The 18715-nt window shown below is 63.7% G+C and carries 14 protein-coding genes; 1 reads left to right on the top strand and 13 read right to left on the bottom strand.

Going from position 1 to position 18715, the window contains the following annotated elements:
• Positions 1–61: 61 nt before the first annotated feature.
• A complete protein-coding gene (gene valS, locus KIH75_RS03420; RefSeq protein ID WP_219055408.1) occupies positions 62–2845 on the top strand; it encodes a valine--tRNA ligase in 2784 nt (927 codons plus the stop codon).
• Between the two features lie 139 nt (positions 2846–2984).
• Here the strand turns inward: valS and KIH75_RS03415 are convergent, their stop codons facing one another.
• The 13 genes from KIH75_RS03415 to KIH75_RS03355 all read right to left on the bottom strand — a co-directional run.
• Positions 2985–3377, bottom strand: a complete 393-nt coding sequence (locus tag KIH75_RS03415) for a chorismate mutase (protein ID WP_219055407.1) — start codon at positions 3375–3377, stop codon at positions 2985–2987.
• A gap of 207 nt (positions 3378–3584) precedes the next feature.
• Positions 3585–5618, bottom strand: a complete 2034-nt coding sequence (gene rho / locus KIH75_RS03410; protein ID WP_219055406.1) for a transcription termination factor Rho — start codon at positions 5616–5618, stop codon at positions 3585–3587.
• 196 nt (positions 5619–5814) lie between these two features.
• Complete coding sequence (locus KIH75_RS03405; RefSeq protein ID WP_219055405.1) at positions 5815–5979, bottom strand: hypothetical protein; 165 nt, start codon at positions 5977–5979, stop codon at positions 5815–5817.
• Positions 5980–6072: 93 nt separating this feature from the next.
• The gene (locus KIH75_RS03400) at positions 6073–7692 is read right to left on the bottom strand and encodes an NAD(P)/FAD-dependent oxidoreductase (protein ID WP_219055404.1); all 1620 of its coding nucleotides are present in this window, start codon (positions 7690–7692) and stop codon (positions 6073–6075) included.
• Positions 7693–7862: 170 nt separating this feature from the next.
• Entirely contained in the window at positions 7863–8177 is a 315-nt protein-coding gene (locus tag KIH75_RS03395) for a DUF2469 domain-containing protein (protein WP_033523410.1), read from the bottom strand.
• Positions 8178–8323: 146 nt separating this feature from the next.
• Positions 8324–9370, bottom strand: a complete 1047-nt coding sequence (locus KIH75_RS03390; RefSeq protein WP_219055403.1) for a GNAT family N-acetyltransferase — start codon at positions 9368–9370, stop codon at positions 8324–8326.
• Between the two features lie 330 nt (positions 9371–9700).
• Positions 9701–11197, bottom strand: a complete 1497-nt coding sequence (gene gatB, locus KIH75_RS03385) for an Asp-tRNA(Asn)/Glu-tRNA(Gln) amidotransferase subunit GatB (RefSeq protein ID WP_219055402.1) — start codon at positions 11195–11197, stop codon at positions 9701–9703.
• A 34-nt stretch (positions 11198–11231) separates the two neighbouring features.
• On the bottom strand, positions 11232–12770 hold the full coding sequence (gene gatA / locus KIH75_RS03380) for an Asp-tRNA(Asn)/Glu-tRNA(Gln) amidotransferase subunit GatA (RefSeq protein WP_219055401.1): 1539 nt from the start codon (positions 12768–12770) through the stop codon (positions 11232–11234).
• Between the two features lie 2 nt (positions 12771–12772).
• On the bottom strand, positions 12773–13072 hold the full coding sequence (gatC, locus tag KIH75_RS03375) for an Asp-tRNA(Asn)/Glu-tRNA(Gln) amidotransferase subunit GatC (RefSeq protein WP_219055442.1): 300 nt from the start codon (positions 13070–13072) through the stop codon (positions 12773–12775).
• 141 nt (positions 13073–13213) lie between these two features.
• Positions 13214–14050 carry a TrmH family RNA methyltransferase gene (locus tag KIH75_RS03370; protein WP_219055400.1) on the bottom strand — a complete coding sequence of 279 codons (837 nt, stop codon included), beginning with the start codon at positions 14048–14050 and terminating at the stop codon, positions 13214–13216.
• Positions 14050–14715, bottom strand: a complete 666-nt coding sequence (locus KIH75_RS03365) for a type I phosphoribosyltransferase (RefSeq protein WP_219055399.1) — start codon at positions 14713–14715, stop codon at positions 14050–14052. The genes KIH75_RS03370 and KIH75_RS03365 overlap by 1 nt, the downstream gene beginning before the upstream one ends.
• Positions 14716–14784: 69 nt before the next feature.
• A complete protein-coding gene (locus KIH75_RS03360) occupies positions 14785–16128 on the bottom strand; it encodes a DNA recombination protein RmuC (protein WP_420829168.1) in 1344 nt (447 codons plus the stop codon).
• A gap of 561 nt (positions 16129–16689) precedes the next feature.
• A partial coding sequence (locus tag KIH75_RS03355) for a heavy metal translocating P-type ATPase (protein WP_219055397.1) occupies positions 16690–18715 on the bottom strand: 2026 nt, incomplete at its 5' end.

Genomic DNA, 18715 nt, shown 5'->3' with positions numbered 1-18715 from the left:
CCGTCCCGCTAGGGCGGAAAATGGCGCTTTCTTGTCATGCAAAAGCCTTAAACTGGCGCGTATGACTGAAGCCAAATCCATCGACGCAAATCTGACCCCGCTGCCCGACAAGGTCGGCGTGGACGGTCTGGAAGACAAGTGGCGTGCCGTCTGGGACGACAACGGCACCTACAAGTTCAACAACACCAGCGACCGCAAGGCCGTATACTCCATCGACACCCCGCCGCCCACCGTTTCGGGCCACCTGCACGTCGGTCACGTGTTCTCCTACACGCATACCGACGTCATCGCGCGTTTCAAGCGCATGCAGGGCTACGACGTGTTCTACCCGATGGGCTGGGATGACAACGGTCTGCCGACCGAACGCCGCGTGCAGAACTACTACGGCGTGCGCGTGGACACGTCCCTGAAGTACGACCCCGATTTCAAGCCGCCGTTCGAAGGCACCGACGGCAAGAAGATCGACGCCAAGGACCAGGTGCCGATCTCCCGTAAGAACTTCATCGAGCTGTGCGAAAAGCTCACCGCCCAGGACGAAAAGCAGTTCGAAGCCCTGTGGCGCTCCCTGGGCCTGTCCATCGACTGGTCCCAGACCTATCACACCATCGGCAAGCACCCGCAGCGCGTGGCGCAGAAGGCGTTCCTGCGCAATCTGGCCCGCGGCGAGGCCTACCAGAAGGACGCCCCCGGCCTGTGGGACGTGACCTTCCAGACCGCAGTGGCCCAGGCCGAGCTGGAATCCCGCGAATACCCCGGCTTCTACCACAAGGTCGCCTTCCGCTTCGAAGACGGCACCCCGATCTACATCGAAACCACCCGCCCCGAACTGCTGGCCGCCTGCGGCGCACTGATCGCGCACCCGGACGACGAGCGTTACAAGCAGTACTTCGGCCAGTACGTGTACTCGCCGCTGTTCCACGTCAAGGTTCCGATCCTCGCCCACAAGGCCGCGGAAATGGACAAGGGCGCGGGCATCGCCATGTGCTGTACGTTCGGCGACGTCACCGACGTCGAATGGTGGCGTGACCTGAAGCTGCCGCTGCGTTCCATCATCCAGCGCAACGGACGCATCGTCATGGACGTGCCGGACTGGATCGAAGACGAGGAAGGCCGCAAGATCTTCGAAGAGACGGAAGGCAAGACCACCTTCTCCGCCCGCAAGATCATCGTCGACCACCTGCGCGAATCCGGCGACCTGGACGGCGAACCGACGCCGACCAAGCGTATGACGAACTTCTACGAGAAGGGCGACAAGCCGCTGGAAATCGTCACCTCCCGCCAGTGGTACCTGAAGAACGGCGGCACCGACGAGAAGCTGAACGCCGAACTCATCGAACGCGGCAAGGAACTCAACTTCCACCCCGATTTCATGCGCGTGCGCTACGAGAACTGGGTGCACGGCCTGAACGGCGACTGGCTGATCTCCCGCCAGCGCTTCTTCGGCGTCCCGTTCCCGCTGTGGTACCCGGTGAAGGAAGACGGCACCCCGGATTACGATCACCCGATCACCCCGAGCGAAGACATTCTGCCGATCGATCCGACCGACGATGTGCCGGAAGGCTACACCGAGGACCAGCGTGACGTGCCCGGCGGCTTCACCGCCGAGCCCGACATCATGGACACCTGGGCCACCTCCTCCCTCACCCCGCAGATCGTGACCCGTTGGGAGGAGCCGGGCGAAGAGAACCAGGCGATCTTCAACGCCACCTTCCCGATGGATCTGCGCCCGCAGGGTCAGGACATCATCCGCACTTGGCTGTTCTCCACCGTGGACCGCGCGCATCTTGAAAACAAGTGCCTGCCGTGGGCCAACGCGACCCTGTCCGGCTGGATCCTCGACCCGGACCACAAGAAGATGTCGAAGTCCAAGGGCAACGTCGTGGTGCCCGACAAGCCGATCAAGCAGTTCGGCGCCGACGCCGTGCGCTACTGGGCCGCGGCCGCGCGCCTCGGCCTGGACGCCACCTACGACGAAGGCCAGATGAAGATCGGCCGTCGACTCGCCATCAAGCTGCTCAACGCCACCAAGTTCGCGCTGGCGATCGGACGCGAGGATGAGAACCATCATGTGGCCGAAGCCGCGACCGCGACCTGGAACCCGGCCGACGTGACCGAGCCGCTGGATCGCGCCGCAATGGCGAAGATGGCTCTGGTGGTACGCGAAGCCACCACGGCTCTGGAATCCTACGAGCATTCCAAGGCGCTGGAAGCCATCGAGAACTACTTCTGGCAGTTCTGCGATGACTACATCGAGCTGGTGAAGAACCGCGCCTACGGCACCGCCGATTCCACCGGCAACGTGCCGAGCGAGGCCGCGGTCAAGTCCGCACGCACGGCTCTGGGCCTGGGCCTCGACGCCTTCGCCCGCCTGCTGGCGCCGTTCCTGCCGTACGCCACCGAAGAGGTGTGGAGCTGGATGCATGCCGGCGAAGGCTCCGTGCACCGCGCCGCATGGCCGACCCCGGACGTGTACGAGGCCGCCGCGTTCAAGGTCGCGCCGGAACTGCTGAACCATGCCGGTGAGGCTCTGGCCGCGCTGCGTGGCATCAAGTCCAAGGCGAAGGTCTCCATGAAGACCCCGATCCTCTCCGTGACCCTGGGTGTGGCCGACGATGTGCGCGACTCCATCCAGAACGCGCTGGGCGATATCGCCGAAGCCGGACGCGTGGTCGGCAAGATCAGCTTCGCCGGTGCCGTCGCCGCGGTGAAGGCCGCGAAGGCCACCGCCGACGCCGCTAAGGACGCCCTGAACAAGGCCAAGACGGAGACCGAGGCCGCAGCCGAAGTCATCGTCGAGGAATCCGAACTCGGCGAGCCGCCGGCCAAAAAGCCTAAGAATAAGTAGGTAGCCTGCGCTGCGTGGCCGGCGGCCTTCGCAGCACAGCTGCTTAGAGGTTAAGCGTAATGTTGAGGCCCTTCGTTCCAGACGGAACGAAGGGCCTCAACATATCGCTTCAAAAACGCGCTGTATGGCGGCCTGACGGTCACGCGAACACGTCGAGCACGCCCGGGTCTCCCCCGGCGTCGGCGATGCGCTGATGGCGCTTTTTGGCCTCCGTGACCACGAACTCGCGGTACATTTCCGCGATCTGCGGATCCAATCCCGCATCGACGGCGATGCGGTGCAGACGTTCGATCTGATAATCCTCACGCTTGGTGTCTTCCGGGGCGAATCCGGCGTTCGCCTTCAGCACGCCGACCTGCGAGGTGGCCTTGAAGCGTTCCGCAAGCAGCGAGACGATCGCGGAATCGATATTGTCGATGGATTGGCGCAACTCCTTGATCTTCGCCACCGCACGGGCCGTTTCCGGGTGTTGCTCGGCCTGTGCCGAATCGATGGTGGTCTTCTGCCAGTCGCTATGTTCGGAATCACTCATACGTGCAAGCCTACCCCACCGAATGGCCACGCAAGGTTTCCGATCGCACCGGATGTACCGGGCGCACGCGCGGAAACCGCCGGAACGGGTGCCGATACGCAAAAGGCGGGCCCGGCATATGCCGGAACCCGCCGTTACGATCCACCTGTGGAACCTGAAGGTCTCACCGTTCAGTCAAGCTGTTCGGTCAGCAGTTCAGCCGTGCGATCAGTTGCCGTTGGTGGCGTTGCTCGCGTTGGCCTGCTGCACGATGGCCGCCAGGAAATCGCGGTTGGACGCGGTCTTCTTCAGACGCGGCACCAAGGTCTGGTAGGCCTGCTCGGCCTCCATGCCGCCGAAGAGGCGACGCAGACGGTAGATGATCGGCAGTTCCTGCGGATCGGTGATGAGCTCCTCGCGGCGGGTGCCGGAGGCGTTCACGTCGATGGCGGGGAACATGCGCTTTTCGGCCAGTTCGCGGCTCAGACGCAGTTCCATGTTGCCGGTGCCCTTGAACTCCTCGAAGATCACCTCGTCCATCTTGGAACCGGTCTCCACCAGCGCGGAGGAGATGATGGTCAGGGAGCCGCCGTTTTCGATGTTGCGGGCCGCGCCGAAGAACTTCTTCGGCGGGTACAGCGCCTGCGCGTCCACACCGCCGGACAGGATGCGCCCGGAAGCCGGGGCCGCGATGTTGTAGGCGCGGGCGAGACGGGTCATGGAGTCGAGCAGCACGACCACGTCCTGGCCGAGCTCCACCAAGCGCTTGGCGCGTTCGATGGCCAGTTCGGCCACGATGGTGTGGTCGGAGGCCGGGCGATCGAAGGTCGAGGAGATGACCTCGCCCTGCACGGTACGCTCCATGTCGGTGACTTCCTCGGGGCGTTCGTCCACCAGCACGACCATGAGGTGCACTTCGGGGTTGTTGGTGGTGATGGCGTTGGCGATGTTCTGCAGGGTGATCGTCTTGCCGGCCTTCGGCGGGGACACGATCAGGCCACGCTGGCCCTTGCCGATCGGCGACACGATGTCCATGATGCGGCCGGTGAGCTTGTTCGGCGTGGTTTCCTGCTTGAGGCGCTCCTGCGGGTACAGCGGGGTGAGCTTGTTGAACTGCGGGCGGCCCATGGATTCCTCGACGCTCATGCCGTTGATGGAATCGATGGACTGCAGCGGCACGAACTTCTGACGCTGGTTGCGACGTTCGCCCTCGCGGGGTGCGCGGATCGCGCCATGCACGGCGTCGCCCTTGCGCAGACCGTACTTCTTGACCTGACCCATCGAAACATACACGTCGTTCGGGCCGGGCAGGTAGCCGGAGGTGCGCACGAACGCGTAGGATTCCAGCACGTCGACGATGCCGGCCACCGGCACGAGATCGGTCTGCTGCTCATTGCGCTCGGCGCGGTCGTTGTTGCGGTCGTTGCGATCATTGCGATCGGCACGATCGTTGCGGACGGATTCGCGGTTGTCGCGATCCGCACGCTCATCGCGATCGTTACGGTCGTTGCCACGGTCACGGCGGTCATCGCGATCCTCGAAATCACGGTTGCGACCACGCAGACGGCGACCACGGCGGTCGGTGCGATCGCCACGATCGGCACGATCCTCGCGGGTTCGACGCGAATCGTCCTCGCCGCGGGATTCCTGCTTGGACGGCAGGGAGGCGAGAATGTCGTCGAGATCGCGTGCGGTTTCCTCGCTCGGCGTATCCTGATCCTTGCGGTGACGGCGACGGCGCACGTTGCCGATGATCACTTCGTCGTCGAACTCTTCGGTGACGCGGCGGCGGGACTTACGCTCACGGCGATCGTCATCCTTCGCGAGGTCAAGATCCAGCGTGGACAGCAGATCCACGGCCTCCTTGGCCGCATCCTTGACGTCCTTGTCCGCAACCTTGCCCGCGGTACGCGCACGCCTGACGATCTTGGACGTTTCGGTCTTTTCCTTAGGCTCGGCCTTGATCTCGGGCTTGGTTTCGCCCTTGGCTTCAGCTGCGGTTTCCGCAGGCTTGGCGGCCTTCGCCTCGGCGGTCTTCTTCGATTCGGCGGTCTTCGCTGCGGCTTCCTTCGTGGCACCGGTCTTCGGCTTCGGCGACTTCACGGTCACGCCGGCGGGCGCTTCGCCACCGGAGCGGGCGGCCTGAAGCGTGGCAAGCAACTCCGGCTTGCGCATGGTGGAGGTGCCGCGCAATCCCATCTGCTTGGCAAGCTCCTTGAGCTCCGGCAATTTCATGCTTTCAAGATCTTGGCTATTGGCCACGTTATATACCTTTCCACAGCATTCGCCAAACACTGGGCCTTGACGATCTGAAGAGTGAATGCGGCTACGCGCCGCGGTAAGAATCCACGGCAACCCATGCACGTGAACTTGCTTTACTGTACAACGCCGCCCCGGACAACGCAACACGCGCCCGAATCATGGCTTCAGGCCGCGCAAATCCCTTGCATGAAGCCGATCAAGCCGCCCATCCGACCTGCCGTATACGGGTGCGCGACCGGCGCGATGACCATACGATCGCTACGGCGCGAATCATATGAAAACGCGCGCCGAAATACTCGACGCGCGTTTTCATATCGACGTTCATATCGACGTTCATATCGACGTTCATATCGACGTTCATATCGACGTTCATATCGACGTTCATATCGACGTTCGAATCGGCGTTCATGCCGATGCCGTACCGACGTTGCCGCCAGCCGATCGATCCGACCGACTACTTCTCCTCGTGGTAGGACTTGTCGGTGTTCACGGACCAGACGTTCTCCTTGGTCTCCTTGCCGGACTTGATGTTGCCGACGGCCTCGATGGCGGTGGCCATGGAGTGGTCCATGTTGTTGTAACGGTGCTGGCCGTTGCGGCCCACGCAGTACAGGTTGCCGAAACCGTCAAGGTAATCGATGACCTCGTCGATGCGATCGTAGGTGTCGAAGTAGGCGGGGTACGCCTTCTTGACGCGTTCGCGGTGGGAGTCGATCACATCCTCGGGGTTCTCGATGACGCCCATGCGCATCAGCTCGGAGACGGCGAACTTCACCGCATCCTCCTCGCTCATGTTCCAGAAGGTGTCACCCTCCTCGCAGAAGTATTCCAAACCGATCCACACGGTGTTGTCGACGTCCTTGACCAGGTACGGGCTCCAGTTGTTGAACACCTGGATGCGGCCGACCTTGTAGCCCGGATCCTGCACGTAGATCCAGCAATCCGGCACGATCGGCGGGTTGCCGAGCGTGGGGATGTCGGTGGTGTTCTCGAGCTTCAGACGGTTGACCAGCAGGCCGACGGTGACGAAGTCGCGGTACGGCAGGCCTTCGGCCACTTCGGTGACGGCTGCGGGGGCGATCTTGGAACCGGTGACGACGGCCTGTTCGTCCTCACCCGCGGCGTCGATGGCCTCGACCAGGTCCTTGACCGGCATGGAGGAGATGAACGTGTCGGCGTTCCACTCGGTGCGGGTGCCGTCGGCGGCCTCGGTCACCACGGAGGCGATATGCCCCTCGTTCTGACGCACTTCGATGACCTTGGCGTCGGTGACGACCTTCACACCGGCGTTGGCGCAGTTGGATTCCACGGTCTCCCACAGCTGGCCGGGGCCGTACTTGGGGTACCAGAATTCCTCGATCAGGGAGGTTTCGACCTCGGAGTTGTCGCGCTTCTTCGGCAGCAGCTTCTGGAAGGCGTTCTTCAGCACGCCCATGATGCTCAGACCCTTGACGCGCTGCGCGCCCCAATCCGCCGAAATCTCGGACGGATGACGGCCCCACAGCTTCTCGGTGTAGCCTTCGAAGAACATCGAATACAGCTTGCGGCCGAAACGGTTGATGTAGAAGTTCTCCAGATTGTCTTCCGGCAGCTTGTGCACCATGGACTTCAGGTAGCTGAAGCCTGCGACCATGGTCAGCTTGAAGCCCATGGCCTTCAGGGTGCCCGCGCTCAGGGAGATCGGGTAATCCAGGAAGTGCTTGTTCCAGTAGATGCGGGAGACGCGGTGGCGCTTGAGCATCACCTTGTCTTCGACCTCGGGGTCCGGGCCGCCCGGCTCCATATCGTGCTCGCGGCCGAGCTTCTTATCGTCATACGAGGGAGCGCCCTGCAGCGGAAGGGTGTTCTTCCACCAATCCATGATGCGGTCGTCCTTCGAGAAGAAGCGGTGGCCACCGATATCCATGCGGTTGCCATTGTGCTTCACGGTACGCGAGATACCGCCGAATTCGTGGGTCTCCTCCAGCACGGTGACGTCGTACTTGTCAGCGCCGCCGTCCTTGATGAGCTCCCAGGCGGCGGTCAGGCCAGCAGGGCCACCGCCGATAATCACTACGGACTGCTTGTCGGTCACGTCCATTCTCCTTACGTCAAATCACGCACATTTTACTAGAGCCGCAGGAGGAAAAGCCGGTTTGTAGCCGAATCGGCATCCTTTCCCCATATATGAGCCTGCAACCGCGTGCTCTTCCCTAGGGTTTCAACTATAGAAGCCACGCCCGCCAAACCGGCGGACGGGAGGAATCAGCCCATGTCGTCGGGTATGTCGATATCCGTTTTCTGCACTTCCTCGACGTTCACATCCTTGAACGTCAGGATGCGCACGTTCTTGACGAAACGGCTCGGGCGGTACACGTCCCACACCCACGCATCCGTCAGCTGCACGTCGAAATAGACGTCCTGACCGGCGGAACGGACGTTGAAATCGACCTTGTTCGCCAGATAGAAGCGACGTTCGGTCTCCACCACGTAGGTGAACAGCTTGATGACGTCACGGTATTCCTTGTACAACGCCAGTTCGGCGTCGGTTTCGTAATTGTCGAGATCTTCGGCGCTCATTCCCTTGCCTTCATGCTTCCATGGCCTTCCGGCCCATGCCATGCCGGGCCTTCGACCCGTCCGGCCATCCGGCCGGATTACCACTGTACCCGTTCGTCTGCCGAGCTTCGCCGGCTGCCCGCCGGTACTCGCCGGTATCTGCCGGTTTACTTGTCGTTGCCGCGCTTGCGACCACGGCCAAGCGTACGCCACCAAGCGCCCTTCGCAGCCTTGCCCTTGCCTTGCGCGTAAGGCCAGTTCGATTCCTCGCCATCGGACATGGCGTCGGGCGAAGCCCCGCCCTTGCCGTCCGTTTCGTCGCCGTCGCGTGCATCGCCTTTCGCATCGGCCACGCGATCGTTGGACTCGCGGATCGGCTTGTCTTGGGCCTTCTCGGCTTCACCGTCCGCATCATCCTGCACCGCGCCCAGCCCCTGCTGGATGGCGATGGAATGCTCGCGGGCGCTCAACGCCTCCTGCACGCCCGGATTGTCTTCGATCACATGCATGCCGAACGCGTCGAGCGAACGGATCGGATCGTACTCGTCCACAAGCGTATCCATGACGATGAGATCCTGATAGCGGTTCTGCGAGGCGTTCCACAGCGCGTCGCGGGACGTACCGGACGGCACGAAACCGAGCGACTGGTACACGGAGACGGCTCGCGTGTTCTGTTCCGGCACGGACACCCAAATGCGGTGCAGGCCGAGACCGGCCGGTTCGGGGGCGAAACCGTAGGTCATCACGCGCGGCATGATGTCGCGGGAATAGCCGCGGCCACGGTAATCCTGGCCGAGAATCACCTGAATGCGGGCGGATCGCGCCCAGCCGTCGATGTCGATGAGGAAGATCATGCCGATCACATTGCCGTTGCCGGCTTCGTCGGTTTCCCCGTCACCGTCGTGATCGCTTTCCGTGATGACCGACCATGCGATGGTACGGCGGGCCTCCGGGTCGCCGACACCGGATTCGGTCGGCGCCTCGCCGAGACTCCAGGCCACGGAACGACGTACCCAGGCGTGCACGGCGGCACGTTCCGCCACGCGATCCTTGCCTGTGATTCCGGAAGCGCCCGGATATGCGTCGATCGCATCCATCGCGTCGAGATCCTCGACGGTCGCCGGACGCAGGCGCACCATTTCGCCGCGTACGGGAGGGATGGTGATACGGGCCGGCAACTCTCGAGATTCCGACTGTGCAGCGTTCTCTGGCATGAGTGTTACATCCTTGTGTCATTACATGTGTGGATTTCCCCACATCCATTCCGACGGTATTCTACCCGACTGGAGGATTACTGGGAACATAACGCGGCGATAGGTGCATAACCGGCACGAACCGGGCGGGATTATGCCGGATTTACACCGGAATTACGCGGGTTTCATGCCGAATCACGCACGAATCACGCGCGAATCGCACGCGGGGTGCGGGCAACACGCCCGAGCGACGGAAACGGGGCGCACACCGAATCGGTATGCGCCCCGCAATCACGGTTCACGGTTCACGGTTCGCCGTTCACGACCCGCCGCGAATCCGTCAATCCTCACTCACTTGAGCTTGCCCATGACCACCTTGGTGACGGCCTTGGCGTCGGCCTGGCCGCGCGTAGCCTTCATCACGGCGCCGATGATCACACCCATCGGCTTCATGTTGCCGCTCTTGAGCTTCTCGACGACATCCGGGTTGGCTGCGAAGGCCTCATCCACTGCCTTGTCGATCAGGCCATCGTCGGACACGACCTTCAGGCCGCGCTTCTCGACGACCTCGCTCGGCGTGCCTTCACCGGCGAGCACACCGGCGACGGTCTGCTTGGCGAGCTTGTCGTTCAACTTGCCGTCGGCGATGAGCTTCTCGACCTCGGCGACGTCGGCCGGGGTGATCGGCAGCTCCTCCAGGGTCACGCCCTTGGCGTTCGCCTCGCGGGAGAGCTCGCCCAGCCACCACTTGCGTGCACCGGCGGCGGTCGCGCCCTCGGCCACGGTGGCTTCGATCAGATCCAGCGCATCGGCGTTGAGGATATCACGCATCTGCAGATCGCTCAGACCCCATTCGGCCTTCAGACGGTTGCGGCGCTCGCGCGGCATCTCCGGCATCTGGGCCTTCATCTCTTCGATGTGCTCCTTGGTGATGTGCAGCATCACCAGATCAGGATCCGGGAAGTAGCGGTAATCGTCGGCGTCGGACTTCACACGGCCGCCCGCGGTGGTCTGCGAAGCCTCATCCCAGTGGCGGGTCTCCTGCAGGATCTCGCCGCCTTCGGAGAGGATCTGCGCCTGACGGCGGATCTCGTACTGCACGGTCTTCTCGATACCACGGAACGTGTTCACGTTCTTGGTTTCGGAACGGGTGCCGAACGGATCGCTCGGGTTGCGGCGCAGCGACACGTTCACGTCGGCGCGCATGTTGCCCTGCTCCATGCGGGCGTGGGAGATGTTCAGCGCACGCACGATGTCGCGGATGGCGCGCATGTAGGCGCCCGCGATCTCCGGGGCACGCTCGCCCACACCCTCGATCGGCTTGGTCACGATCTCGATCAGCGGCACGCCGGCGCGGTTGTAGTCGACCAGGGAGTGGTCGGCGCCTTCGATACGGCCATCGGCGCCACCCACGTGGGTGTTCTTGCCGGCGTCGTCCTCGATGTGCGCGCGCTCGATCGGCACACGGAAGATGGTGCCGTCGTCGAGTTCGACGTCCAGGTAGCCGTTGCCGTTGGTCGGCTTGTCGTACTGCGAGATCTGGTAATCGCGCGGCATATCCGGGTAGAAGTAGTTCTTACGGGCGAACTGGCTCCATTCGGCGATTTCGCAGTGCAGGGCGAGGCCCAGCTTGATCGCGTAATCGACGGCGGTCTTGTTCACCACCGGCAGGGAGCCCGGCAGACCCAGGGAGACCGGGGTCAGCTGGCTGTTCGGTTCGCCGCCGAAGGAGACTTCGGCAGGGCAGAACAGCTTCGTCTTGGTGGAAAGCTCCACATGGGTTTCCAGACCGAGCACCGGGTCAAACTGCTTGACGGCCTCGGAGTACTTCATCAGTTTTTCAGCCATGATGATTCCTTAAATCCTTTCCGATCCGTCGATCTCACTTGGCCTGGCCGTCAAGCCAGGTGGCGTTCAGCGACTTCCAGATCGGGCCGTTCCATTCGTCCTCCAGCGCGGCTTCGAGGGCCGCGGCCGGCTTGTACATCACTTCGTCACGCTGCTGCGGCGCGATGAACTGGAAGCCGACGGGCAGACCGTCGTCGCTCAGGCCGGCCGGGATGCTCATGGCCGGGACGCCGGCGAGGTTGGCCGGGATGGTGGTGATATCGATGGCGTACATGGCCATCGGATCCTCGGTCTTCTCGCCGAACTTGAAGGCGGTGACCGGGCTGGTCGGGCCGACGAGCACGTCGACCTTCTCGAAGGCCTTCTTGAAGTCGTCGATGATGAGCGTACGCACCTTCTGCGCGGAGCCGTACCAGGCGTCGTAGTAGCCGGCGGACAGGGCGTAGGTGCCGAGGATGATACGACGCTTGACCTCGTCGCCGAAACCGGCCTCACGGGTGTAGGCCATCATGTTGGCGGCGGTCTGCGGCACGTTGTCCGGCGGCATCACGCGCAGGCCGTAACGCATGCCATCGTAACGGGCCAGGTTGGAGCTGACCTCGGACGGCATGATGATGTAGTACGCGCCCAGGGAGTACGGCAGGTGCGGCAGGGACACTTCGGTGACTTCCGCGCCCATCTCCTCAAGCTTCTTCACGCCTTCGTTGAAGCGAGCCTCGACGCCCGGCTGGAAGCCGTCGCCGCCGAGTTCCTTGATCAGGCCGACCTTGAGGCCCTTCAGATCGCGCTTCATGCCTTCGCGGGCGGCGGCGACCATCGGACGCGGGCCTTCCGGAATGGACGTGGAATCACGCTTGTCGTGACCGCCGATGATCTCCTGCAGCAGCGCGGAGTCGAGCACGGTGCGGGAGCACGGGCCGATCTGGTCGAGCGAGGACGCCATGGCGATGGCGCCGAAACGGGAGACGCCACCGTAGGTGGGCTTGACGCCGACGGTGCCGGTCAGTGCGCCCGGCTGGCGGATGGAACCGCCGGTATCGGTGCCGAGGGCCAGCGGGGCTTCGAACGCGGCCACCGCGGAGGCGGAACCGCCGCCGGAGCCGCCCGGAACGCGGTCGGTATCCCACGGGTTGTGGGTGGTCTTGTATGCGGAATGCTCGGTGGAGGAGCCCTGAGCGAACTCATCCAGGTTGGTCTTGCCGAGAATCGGCATACCGGCGGCCTTGAGCTTTTCGATGACGGTCGCATCGTACGGGGGGATCCAGCCTTCGAGGATCTTGGAGGCTGCGGTGGTTTCGATGCCCTTGGTGACGATCATGTCCTTGATCGCGATCGGCACGCCCGCCAGCTCCGGCATGGCGGCCTTCTCGTCGGCGCTCTTGGCGTCGAAGGCGTCGGCCTGTTCGCGGGCTTCGTCGGCGGAGACCTTCAGGAAGGCCTGCACGCTCGGTTCGGCGGCTTCGATGACCTGAAGGTGGGCGTCGACCAGTTCACGGCTGGAAACGTCGCCTTTCTTGATGGCCGCGCCCATTTCGGCGGCGGAAAGCTTGACCAGTTCCTCTACGTTCGCCATGCTCACTCCTCGCTTCCCAGGATGCGCGGGGCAACGAACATGCCCGCCTCGGTTTTCGGGCCGCCGGCGAGCGCTTCAGCCTGGGTCAGCGGTTCCTCGGGAACGTCGGGACGCAGGTAGGCTTCCAGCGGGATCGGGTTGGCGGTCGGTTCGACGTCATCGGTGGCGACTTCCTGGACCATGTCGATGGAGTCGGCAATGACATTCAGCTCACCCTGCAGACGGGTAATTTCTTCGTCGCTCAGTGCGATTCGGGCCAAGTCGCCCAAATGCACGATTTCTTCGCGTGTAAATGTAGGCATGCCCATAACTATATGTGCGTTATGTGACAGTATGGCAAGCCGCTCTCTATGCGGTATCGGGCGGATAACGCCCGAATATCGGCGCGATATCCGGGCAATCGTCGCGGGTGCGGGACCGCCCGGCGCGACACGCCTTGATCGCTATTCCGCCACGCCGCCGATCGCGGCATGCTGCGCGATCCAACTGTGCATGGCCACCGCCGCCGCGGCGCCGGCGTTGATCGACCGCACCGACCCGAACTGCGAGATATACACCACGTCATCCGCCAATTCGAGGGCCTTGTCGCTCAGCCCGGGCCCTTCGGCGCCGAACAGCAGCAGGCAACGCTTCGGGAACGTGTAGCGTTCCATGGGCATTGCGCCGGGGATGATGTCCATCGCGATCACGCGGGCGGCTTCGAGCTCGCGGATGCGCGCCTCGGCGGCATCCACCTGTGCGGTGTGGGCGGCGAGCGCCTGCGTATCGCCGCGCTGGGCCGCCTGATGGGCGTGGAATGCGGCTGCACCGGCTTCGGCGCGGGCGGCCGCGATTTCGCCGGCGATGCGGTTGTGCCAGCATTCCACCAGTTCGGCGATCGACGGATGGTTTTCGACGTGCTGGTACAGCTCCGTCATGAGCGCGCCCTTGCGGTTCCACTTGTGCGGTCCGACGATGTGCACGCGCCTGGCTTGGAACGCATTCGCCGTGCGCACCATGGACCCGATGTTGAAATCGTGCGTCCAGTTCTCCACGGCGACTTCGAAATCGTGGCGTCCGTGCGAATCCAGATCGGCTTTGATCGCGGCGACCGTCCAGTAACGGTACCGGTCGAGCACGTTGCGCCGGTCGCCCTCGTCGAGCAGCTGGCTGTCGTATCTGGGGTCGGTCGGGCGCGGTTCGCACGGGTGCGTCTGCTCCCACGGGCCTACGCCGATTTCACGGAAGGTGGGCTCGCCGGAGGCTTTCGCGGCCACGTCGATGGGGTGCGGCGCGTGCATCAGTGCAGCTCGGATTCGTCGAACAACTGGACGAAGGGCAGTTCGTGGCGTTCGTCGGTGACGGAGTTGATCACTTCGATGCGCTTCGGCTCGTTGCCGCCCAGACCGCCGACCATGGAGGCCACGGCCACCACGCTCGCGCCCTCATGTTCCACCACGGAGAAATCGAGGCTCAGCTCGTTGCCGTTACGCAGCGTGACGAGCGAGGACGTCTGCACATAGGATTTTTCGGACAGCCATGCGTCGAGCAGCACCACGCGCTTGTCCTTGATCGACGGGCCTTTGATCGACGGGTATACGAAGTCCATGACGAAACCGTCGACGTCTTCGCCACGGGAGGCGGCGGCCTGCACCACCGACATCACCAGCGGCACGGCGGCTGCGGTCAACGCGCCCACCGCGTCGAAATCATCGACGGAATATCCGGCATCCTCCAACGCGTCCAGCAGCAGATGGCCCACGACCGTGGCACCGCGGTGATCGAAGGTGACGGCGGCCAGTTCGGAGAACGGTCGGCCGGCGGCGCGTTCGCGCAGCAGTTCGAGCAGCTGGTCGCGCGGTTCGAGGGATGCGAAGTTCAATGCGTCGGAGGCGTCGCCGGAAGCGGCTTCGGCGGGGGCGTTCGAGGTGCCCGCAACGGTGGGACGGAATCCAGAATCAGTCATACCGCCCAGTGTACGGACCCCTCTTCCCACTACCCCGCGCTTTCCCTCTTTCCCGTTGCTTCGTTTCCGTTACTTCGTTCCCGTTATTCCGCGCTCATCCTCCTGCACGGCGGCTTCGGGCGCCGTAAGCTCGGTGACATTGGTTTTGTCCGAATCGAGCATGGGCACTTCGCCGATCACCGTGCTGGGGTCGAGGTTCTGCAGCTTGCGCGCGGTGGGCAGCACGCGGCTTTCCAAACTGGAGACGAACGCGTTGTAGGCCGCGACGGTGCGCGTGAGCTGCGTGCCCAGTTTCGTGGCATGTTCGCCGAGCTTGGCGAAACGTTCGTACAGTTCGCGCGACAGGTCGAAGAGGGTTTTGGCGTCATCGGTGAGGCTCTGCTGCTGCCATGCGTAGGCGACGGATTTGAGCACGGCCCACAGGGTGACGGGCGAGGTCAGCGCGACCTTGCGGGCGAAAGCGTCGTCCAGCAGGGTCGGGTCCGTTTCGAGCGCGGCCTGAAGCAGGGCTTCGTTGGGGATGAAGGCGACCACGAAATCGGGGGCCGTGCTGAACGCCTGCCAGTACGCCTTATCGCCCAGCACGCGCACATGCTCGCGCATGGCCTTGGCGTGCGCCCGCATCAACTCCGCACGGCGGGCGAGATCGGCCGGCGAAGCCGTGTCCGGAATGGTGCATGCGCGCTGATAATCGGAATACGGCACTTTGGCGTCGATGGGAATGGTTTTGCCGCCGGGCAGATGCACCACCATATCCGGACGCTGGTCGTGGCCCGAAGCGTCCTTCACCACCACCTGCGTATCGAAGTCCACATGTTCCAGCAGACCGGCGGATTCCACGATGTTGCGCAGCTGCGCTTCGCCCCACGCGCCGCGGATCTTGTTGTTGCTCAGGGCGGCGGACAGCGCGTTCGTCTCCTTGTCGAGGCGCGTCTGTTGCTCGCCCAGACCCTTCAGCTGCTGGCCGAGGGCACCCATTTCACGCTTGCGCCCCTCTTCGATCTCGGTCACCTTGTTCTGCAAGGCGTCAAGGTTCTTCTGCACGGGTGCGAGCGCCTCGATCACGCGGCTCTGCTCCTGCAGTCGCTGCGCCTGTTCCGCCCGCTGCGCTTCGGCTTGGGCGGCGGCGCGCTCGCGCTCGTGTTCGATGCGGATCTGTTCGGCGCGCTGGGCTTGGGCCAATTGGGATTTCACGAAGATGAGCTGCTGGTTCGCCCCGTCCAGCTGGGCGCGGGTTTCCGCGCGGGAGGTTTCGAGTTGGGAGATTTCCAAGCGAGCGGCTTCCAACTGTTCGTTGAGGGATTCCACGTCGTTGTCATGCGGCTTGTAGGAGCCATCTGCCGCCTGCGACCTGCCCACGCTCAACCCGGCCACGGCCCCCACCGCGACGCCGATGAGCAACATTATTACCATTGGAATCCAAGTCATATTCATGCCTTTCAGTATGGCAACAGTATGGCAACCGCACACTACAGCGCGGCGGTCGGGTCGGTTCGCGGCCACGCAGTGGCTATGGCGTCGCGTGGCGCGGTTGTCCGCTGTCTTCCATTACCTCTCGCCGTTTCCGCAACCCTTGGCCATTCTCGCCGCTCGGCCACAGCTGGGCCACCGTTTGCCCAACAACCATCGTTCCGCCACCGTTCGGCCACGGTTGGTCCGCCGTTTGCCCAACCACCATCGTTCCGCCGCCGTTCGGCCACGGTTGAGCCGCCGCGAACCCGCTACTTCGCTTATTTGTGGCGGATTCCGGGGTTTGCATTTTGCTAGGTGCCTTATCTATGGCATGGAAACGCGAATACCCGGAGTACAAGCGCCGGAATTCCAACGCTCATACTCCGGGTATCCGGGTATTGGTGCCATATATAAGCCACCTGGTATTTCACAAAGCCGCAAATCCGCCACAAACAAGCGAGATATCAGGCCGGAAGCCCCGGCGAGCGCCCTATGGGCGCCTCGCCGAGCCCCGCCGCGCGGTCAGGCCGCGTACTTCGCCGGATCCTTGTCGAAGGTTTCGGCACAACCGGGATTGCAGAAGAAGTAGGTCTTCCCCTCGTATTCGCGGGTGGCGGCGGCCCCTGCCGGGTTCACCGTCATACCGCACACCGGGTCCTTCGCCCCTTCGCCGGCGGCGGTGTGGCCTCCGCAGCAGCCGTCCTTCTTGGCCTTGTGATCGCTGAACAGTCCCATGATGGTTCCTTTCTGTGTGTTGTTGCTTACTTGGTAGTCATGCGGTTTCGCCGGGTCGAACAGGCGCAGTCTGCTGGCGTTGCTCACCACGCACAGCGACGAGAACGCCATGGCCGCACCGGCGATCATCGGGTTGAGCATCATGCCCGTGAACGGGTAGAGCATGCCGGCCGCGATAAGAATGCCCACACTGTTGTAGCCGAGCGCGAAGCCAAGATTCTGGCCGATATTGCGCAGGGCCGCGTGGGCGAGGTCGATTTCGTGCACCAGGCCCATCAGCGATCCGCTCATCAGCGTGACGTCGGCGGATTGGATGGCCACATCGGTGCCGGTGCCGATGGCGAAGCCCACATCCGCGCGGGCCAGGGCGGGCGCGTCGTTGATGCCGTCGCCGACCATGGCCACGGTGTACCCGCGCGCCTGCAGTTTGGCAATCTCATCGGCCTTGTTTTCCGGTCGGACCCCGGCGACCACATGGCCCACGCCCACCTGCCGCGCGACGGCTTTGGCCGTGGTCTTATTGTCACCGGTGAGCATGGTGACGGCGATGCCGTGGGAGCGCAGCGCCGCAATGGCCTGCGCCGAATCCGGTTTGACGGTGTCGGCCACCGCGATGATGCCCGAAAGCTCATTGTCGACGGCGACGAGCATCGGCGTCTTGCCCTGCTCGGACAGCCGTTCCATGTCGGCGATAATGGCGTCCAGATCCTCGTCACCGGTTTGGGGCATACCCACATCCAGACGGTCGATGAGATCCGTATTGCCCACGGCCACGGCATGGCCGTCGACCTCGCAGGTGACGCCGAGTCCGGCGTGCACGCGGAAATCCTCACGCCGCAGCGCGTCGACCGCCAGACCGCGACGCTCGGTTTCGGCGATGAGCGCCGCGGCGAGCGGATGTTCGGAATCATGTTCGGCAGCGGCAGCGAGCGCCAGCAGACGGTCGGGGTCCTGCCGCCACACACCCAACGGCAGGATGTCGGTGAGCGACGGCTTGCCCGCGGTGATGGTTCCGGTCTTATCCAATACGACGGCGTTCACATGCCCGGAAAGCTCCAACGCTTCGGCGGACCTGATCAGCACGCCCATCTGCGCCGCCCTGCCGGTGGATACCGTCACCGACAGCGGCGTGGCCAAGCCGAGCGCGCACGGGCAGGCAATGAGCAGCACCGACACCGCCGCGACCAAAGCGTGGACGACGCGCGGTTCCGGCCCGAACGCGAACCACATCGCGCACGACCAGACCGCGATCAGCACCACCAACGGCACGAACACGGAGCTGATGCGATCGGCGAGGCGCTGCACCGGCGCTTTGGAGCTTTGCGCGGTTTTCACCATCGCCACGATGCGTGCGAGCACAGTGTCCTTGCCGACTTTCGTGGCACGGTAGCGCAACGATCCGGCGCCGTTGATCGTGGCTCCGGTCACCTCGTCGCCCACCGTCTTGGGCACCGGCATGGGTTCGCCGGTGATCATCGATTCGTCGACCGACGAGGATCCTTCGACCACCAGACCGTCCACGGGAAGGCGCTCCCCCGGGCGCACCGCGACGATATCGCCCACGATCACATCGTCGATGGGAATGTTGCGTTCCTCGCCGTCACGCACCACACATGCGATGTTCGGGCGCAATCCCATCAGCGAACGGATGGCTTCGCCGGTGCCCCTGCGCGCCCTCGCTTCGAGCAGCTGGCCCACCAGCATCAGCGTGATCACCACGCCCACGGCTTCGTAGTAGGGTTCGCGCGAATTCTCCGGCAGCACGCCGGGCGCGAAGGTGACGACCAGCGAATACAGGAATGCGGCCGCGGTG

The organism is Bifidobacterium pongonis, from assembly GCF_019331805.1.
Classification (GTDB): Bacteria; Actinomycetota; Actinomycetes; order Actinomycetales; family Bifidobacteriaceae; genus Bifidobacterium; species Bifidobacterium pongonis.
The sequence above is the reverse complement of the archived record's forward strand: the minus strand, read 5'-3'. Positions and strand labels throughout refer to the sequence as shown.

What these genes read in the sequence shown, in the direction of transcription:
- valS (WP_219055408.1), top strand. Translation starts at nt 62, where the DNA reads ATGACTGAAGCCAAATCCATCGACGCAAATCTGACCCCGCTGCCCGAC.
- KIH75_RS03415 (WP_219055407.1), bottom strand. Translation starts at nt 3,377, where the DNA reads ATGAGTGATTCCGAACATAGCGACTGGCAGAAGACCACCATCGATTCG.
- KIH75_RS03405 (WP_219055405.1), bottom strand. Translation starts at nt 5,979, where the DNA reads ATGAACGTCGATATGAACGTCGATATGAACGTCGATATGAACGTCGAT.
- KIH75_RS03395 (WP_033523410.1), bottom strand. Translation starts at nt 8,177, where the DNA reads ATGAGCGCCGAAGATCTCGACAATTACGAAACCGACGCCGAACTGGCG.
- KIH75_RS03390 (WP_219055403.1), bottom strand. Translation starts at nt 9,370, where the DNA reads ATGCCAGAGAACGCTGCACAGTCGGAATCTCGAGAGTTGCCGGCCCGT.
- gatB (WP_219055402.1), bottom strand. Translation starts at nt 11,197, where the DNA reads ATGGCTGAAAAACTGATGAAGTACTCCGAGGCCGTCAAGCAGTTTGAC.
- gatA (WP_219055401.1), bottom strand. Translation starts at nt 12,770, where the DNA reads ATGGCGAACGTAGAGGAACTGGTCAAGCTTTCCGCCGCCGAAATGGGC.
- gatC (WP_219055442.1), bottom strand. Translation starts at nt 13,072, where the DNA reads ATGCCTACATTTACACGCGAAGAAATCGTGCATTTGGGCGACTTGGCC.
- KIH75_RS03370 (WP_219055400.1), bottom strand. Translation starts at nt 14,050, where the DNA reads ATGCACGCGCCGCACCCCATCGACGTGGCCGCGAAAGCCTCCGGCGAG.
- KIH75_RS03365 (WP_219055399.1), bottom strand. Translation starts at nt 14,715, where the DNA reads ATGACTGATTCTGGATTCCGTCCCACCGTTGCGGGCACCTCGAACGCC.
- KIH75_RS03360 (WP_420829168.1), bottom strand. Translation starts at nt 16,128, where the DNA reads ATGGTAATAATGTTGCTCATCGGCGTCGCGGTGGGGGCCGTGGCCGGG.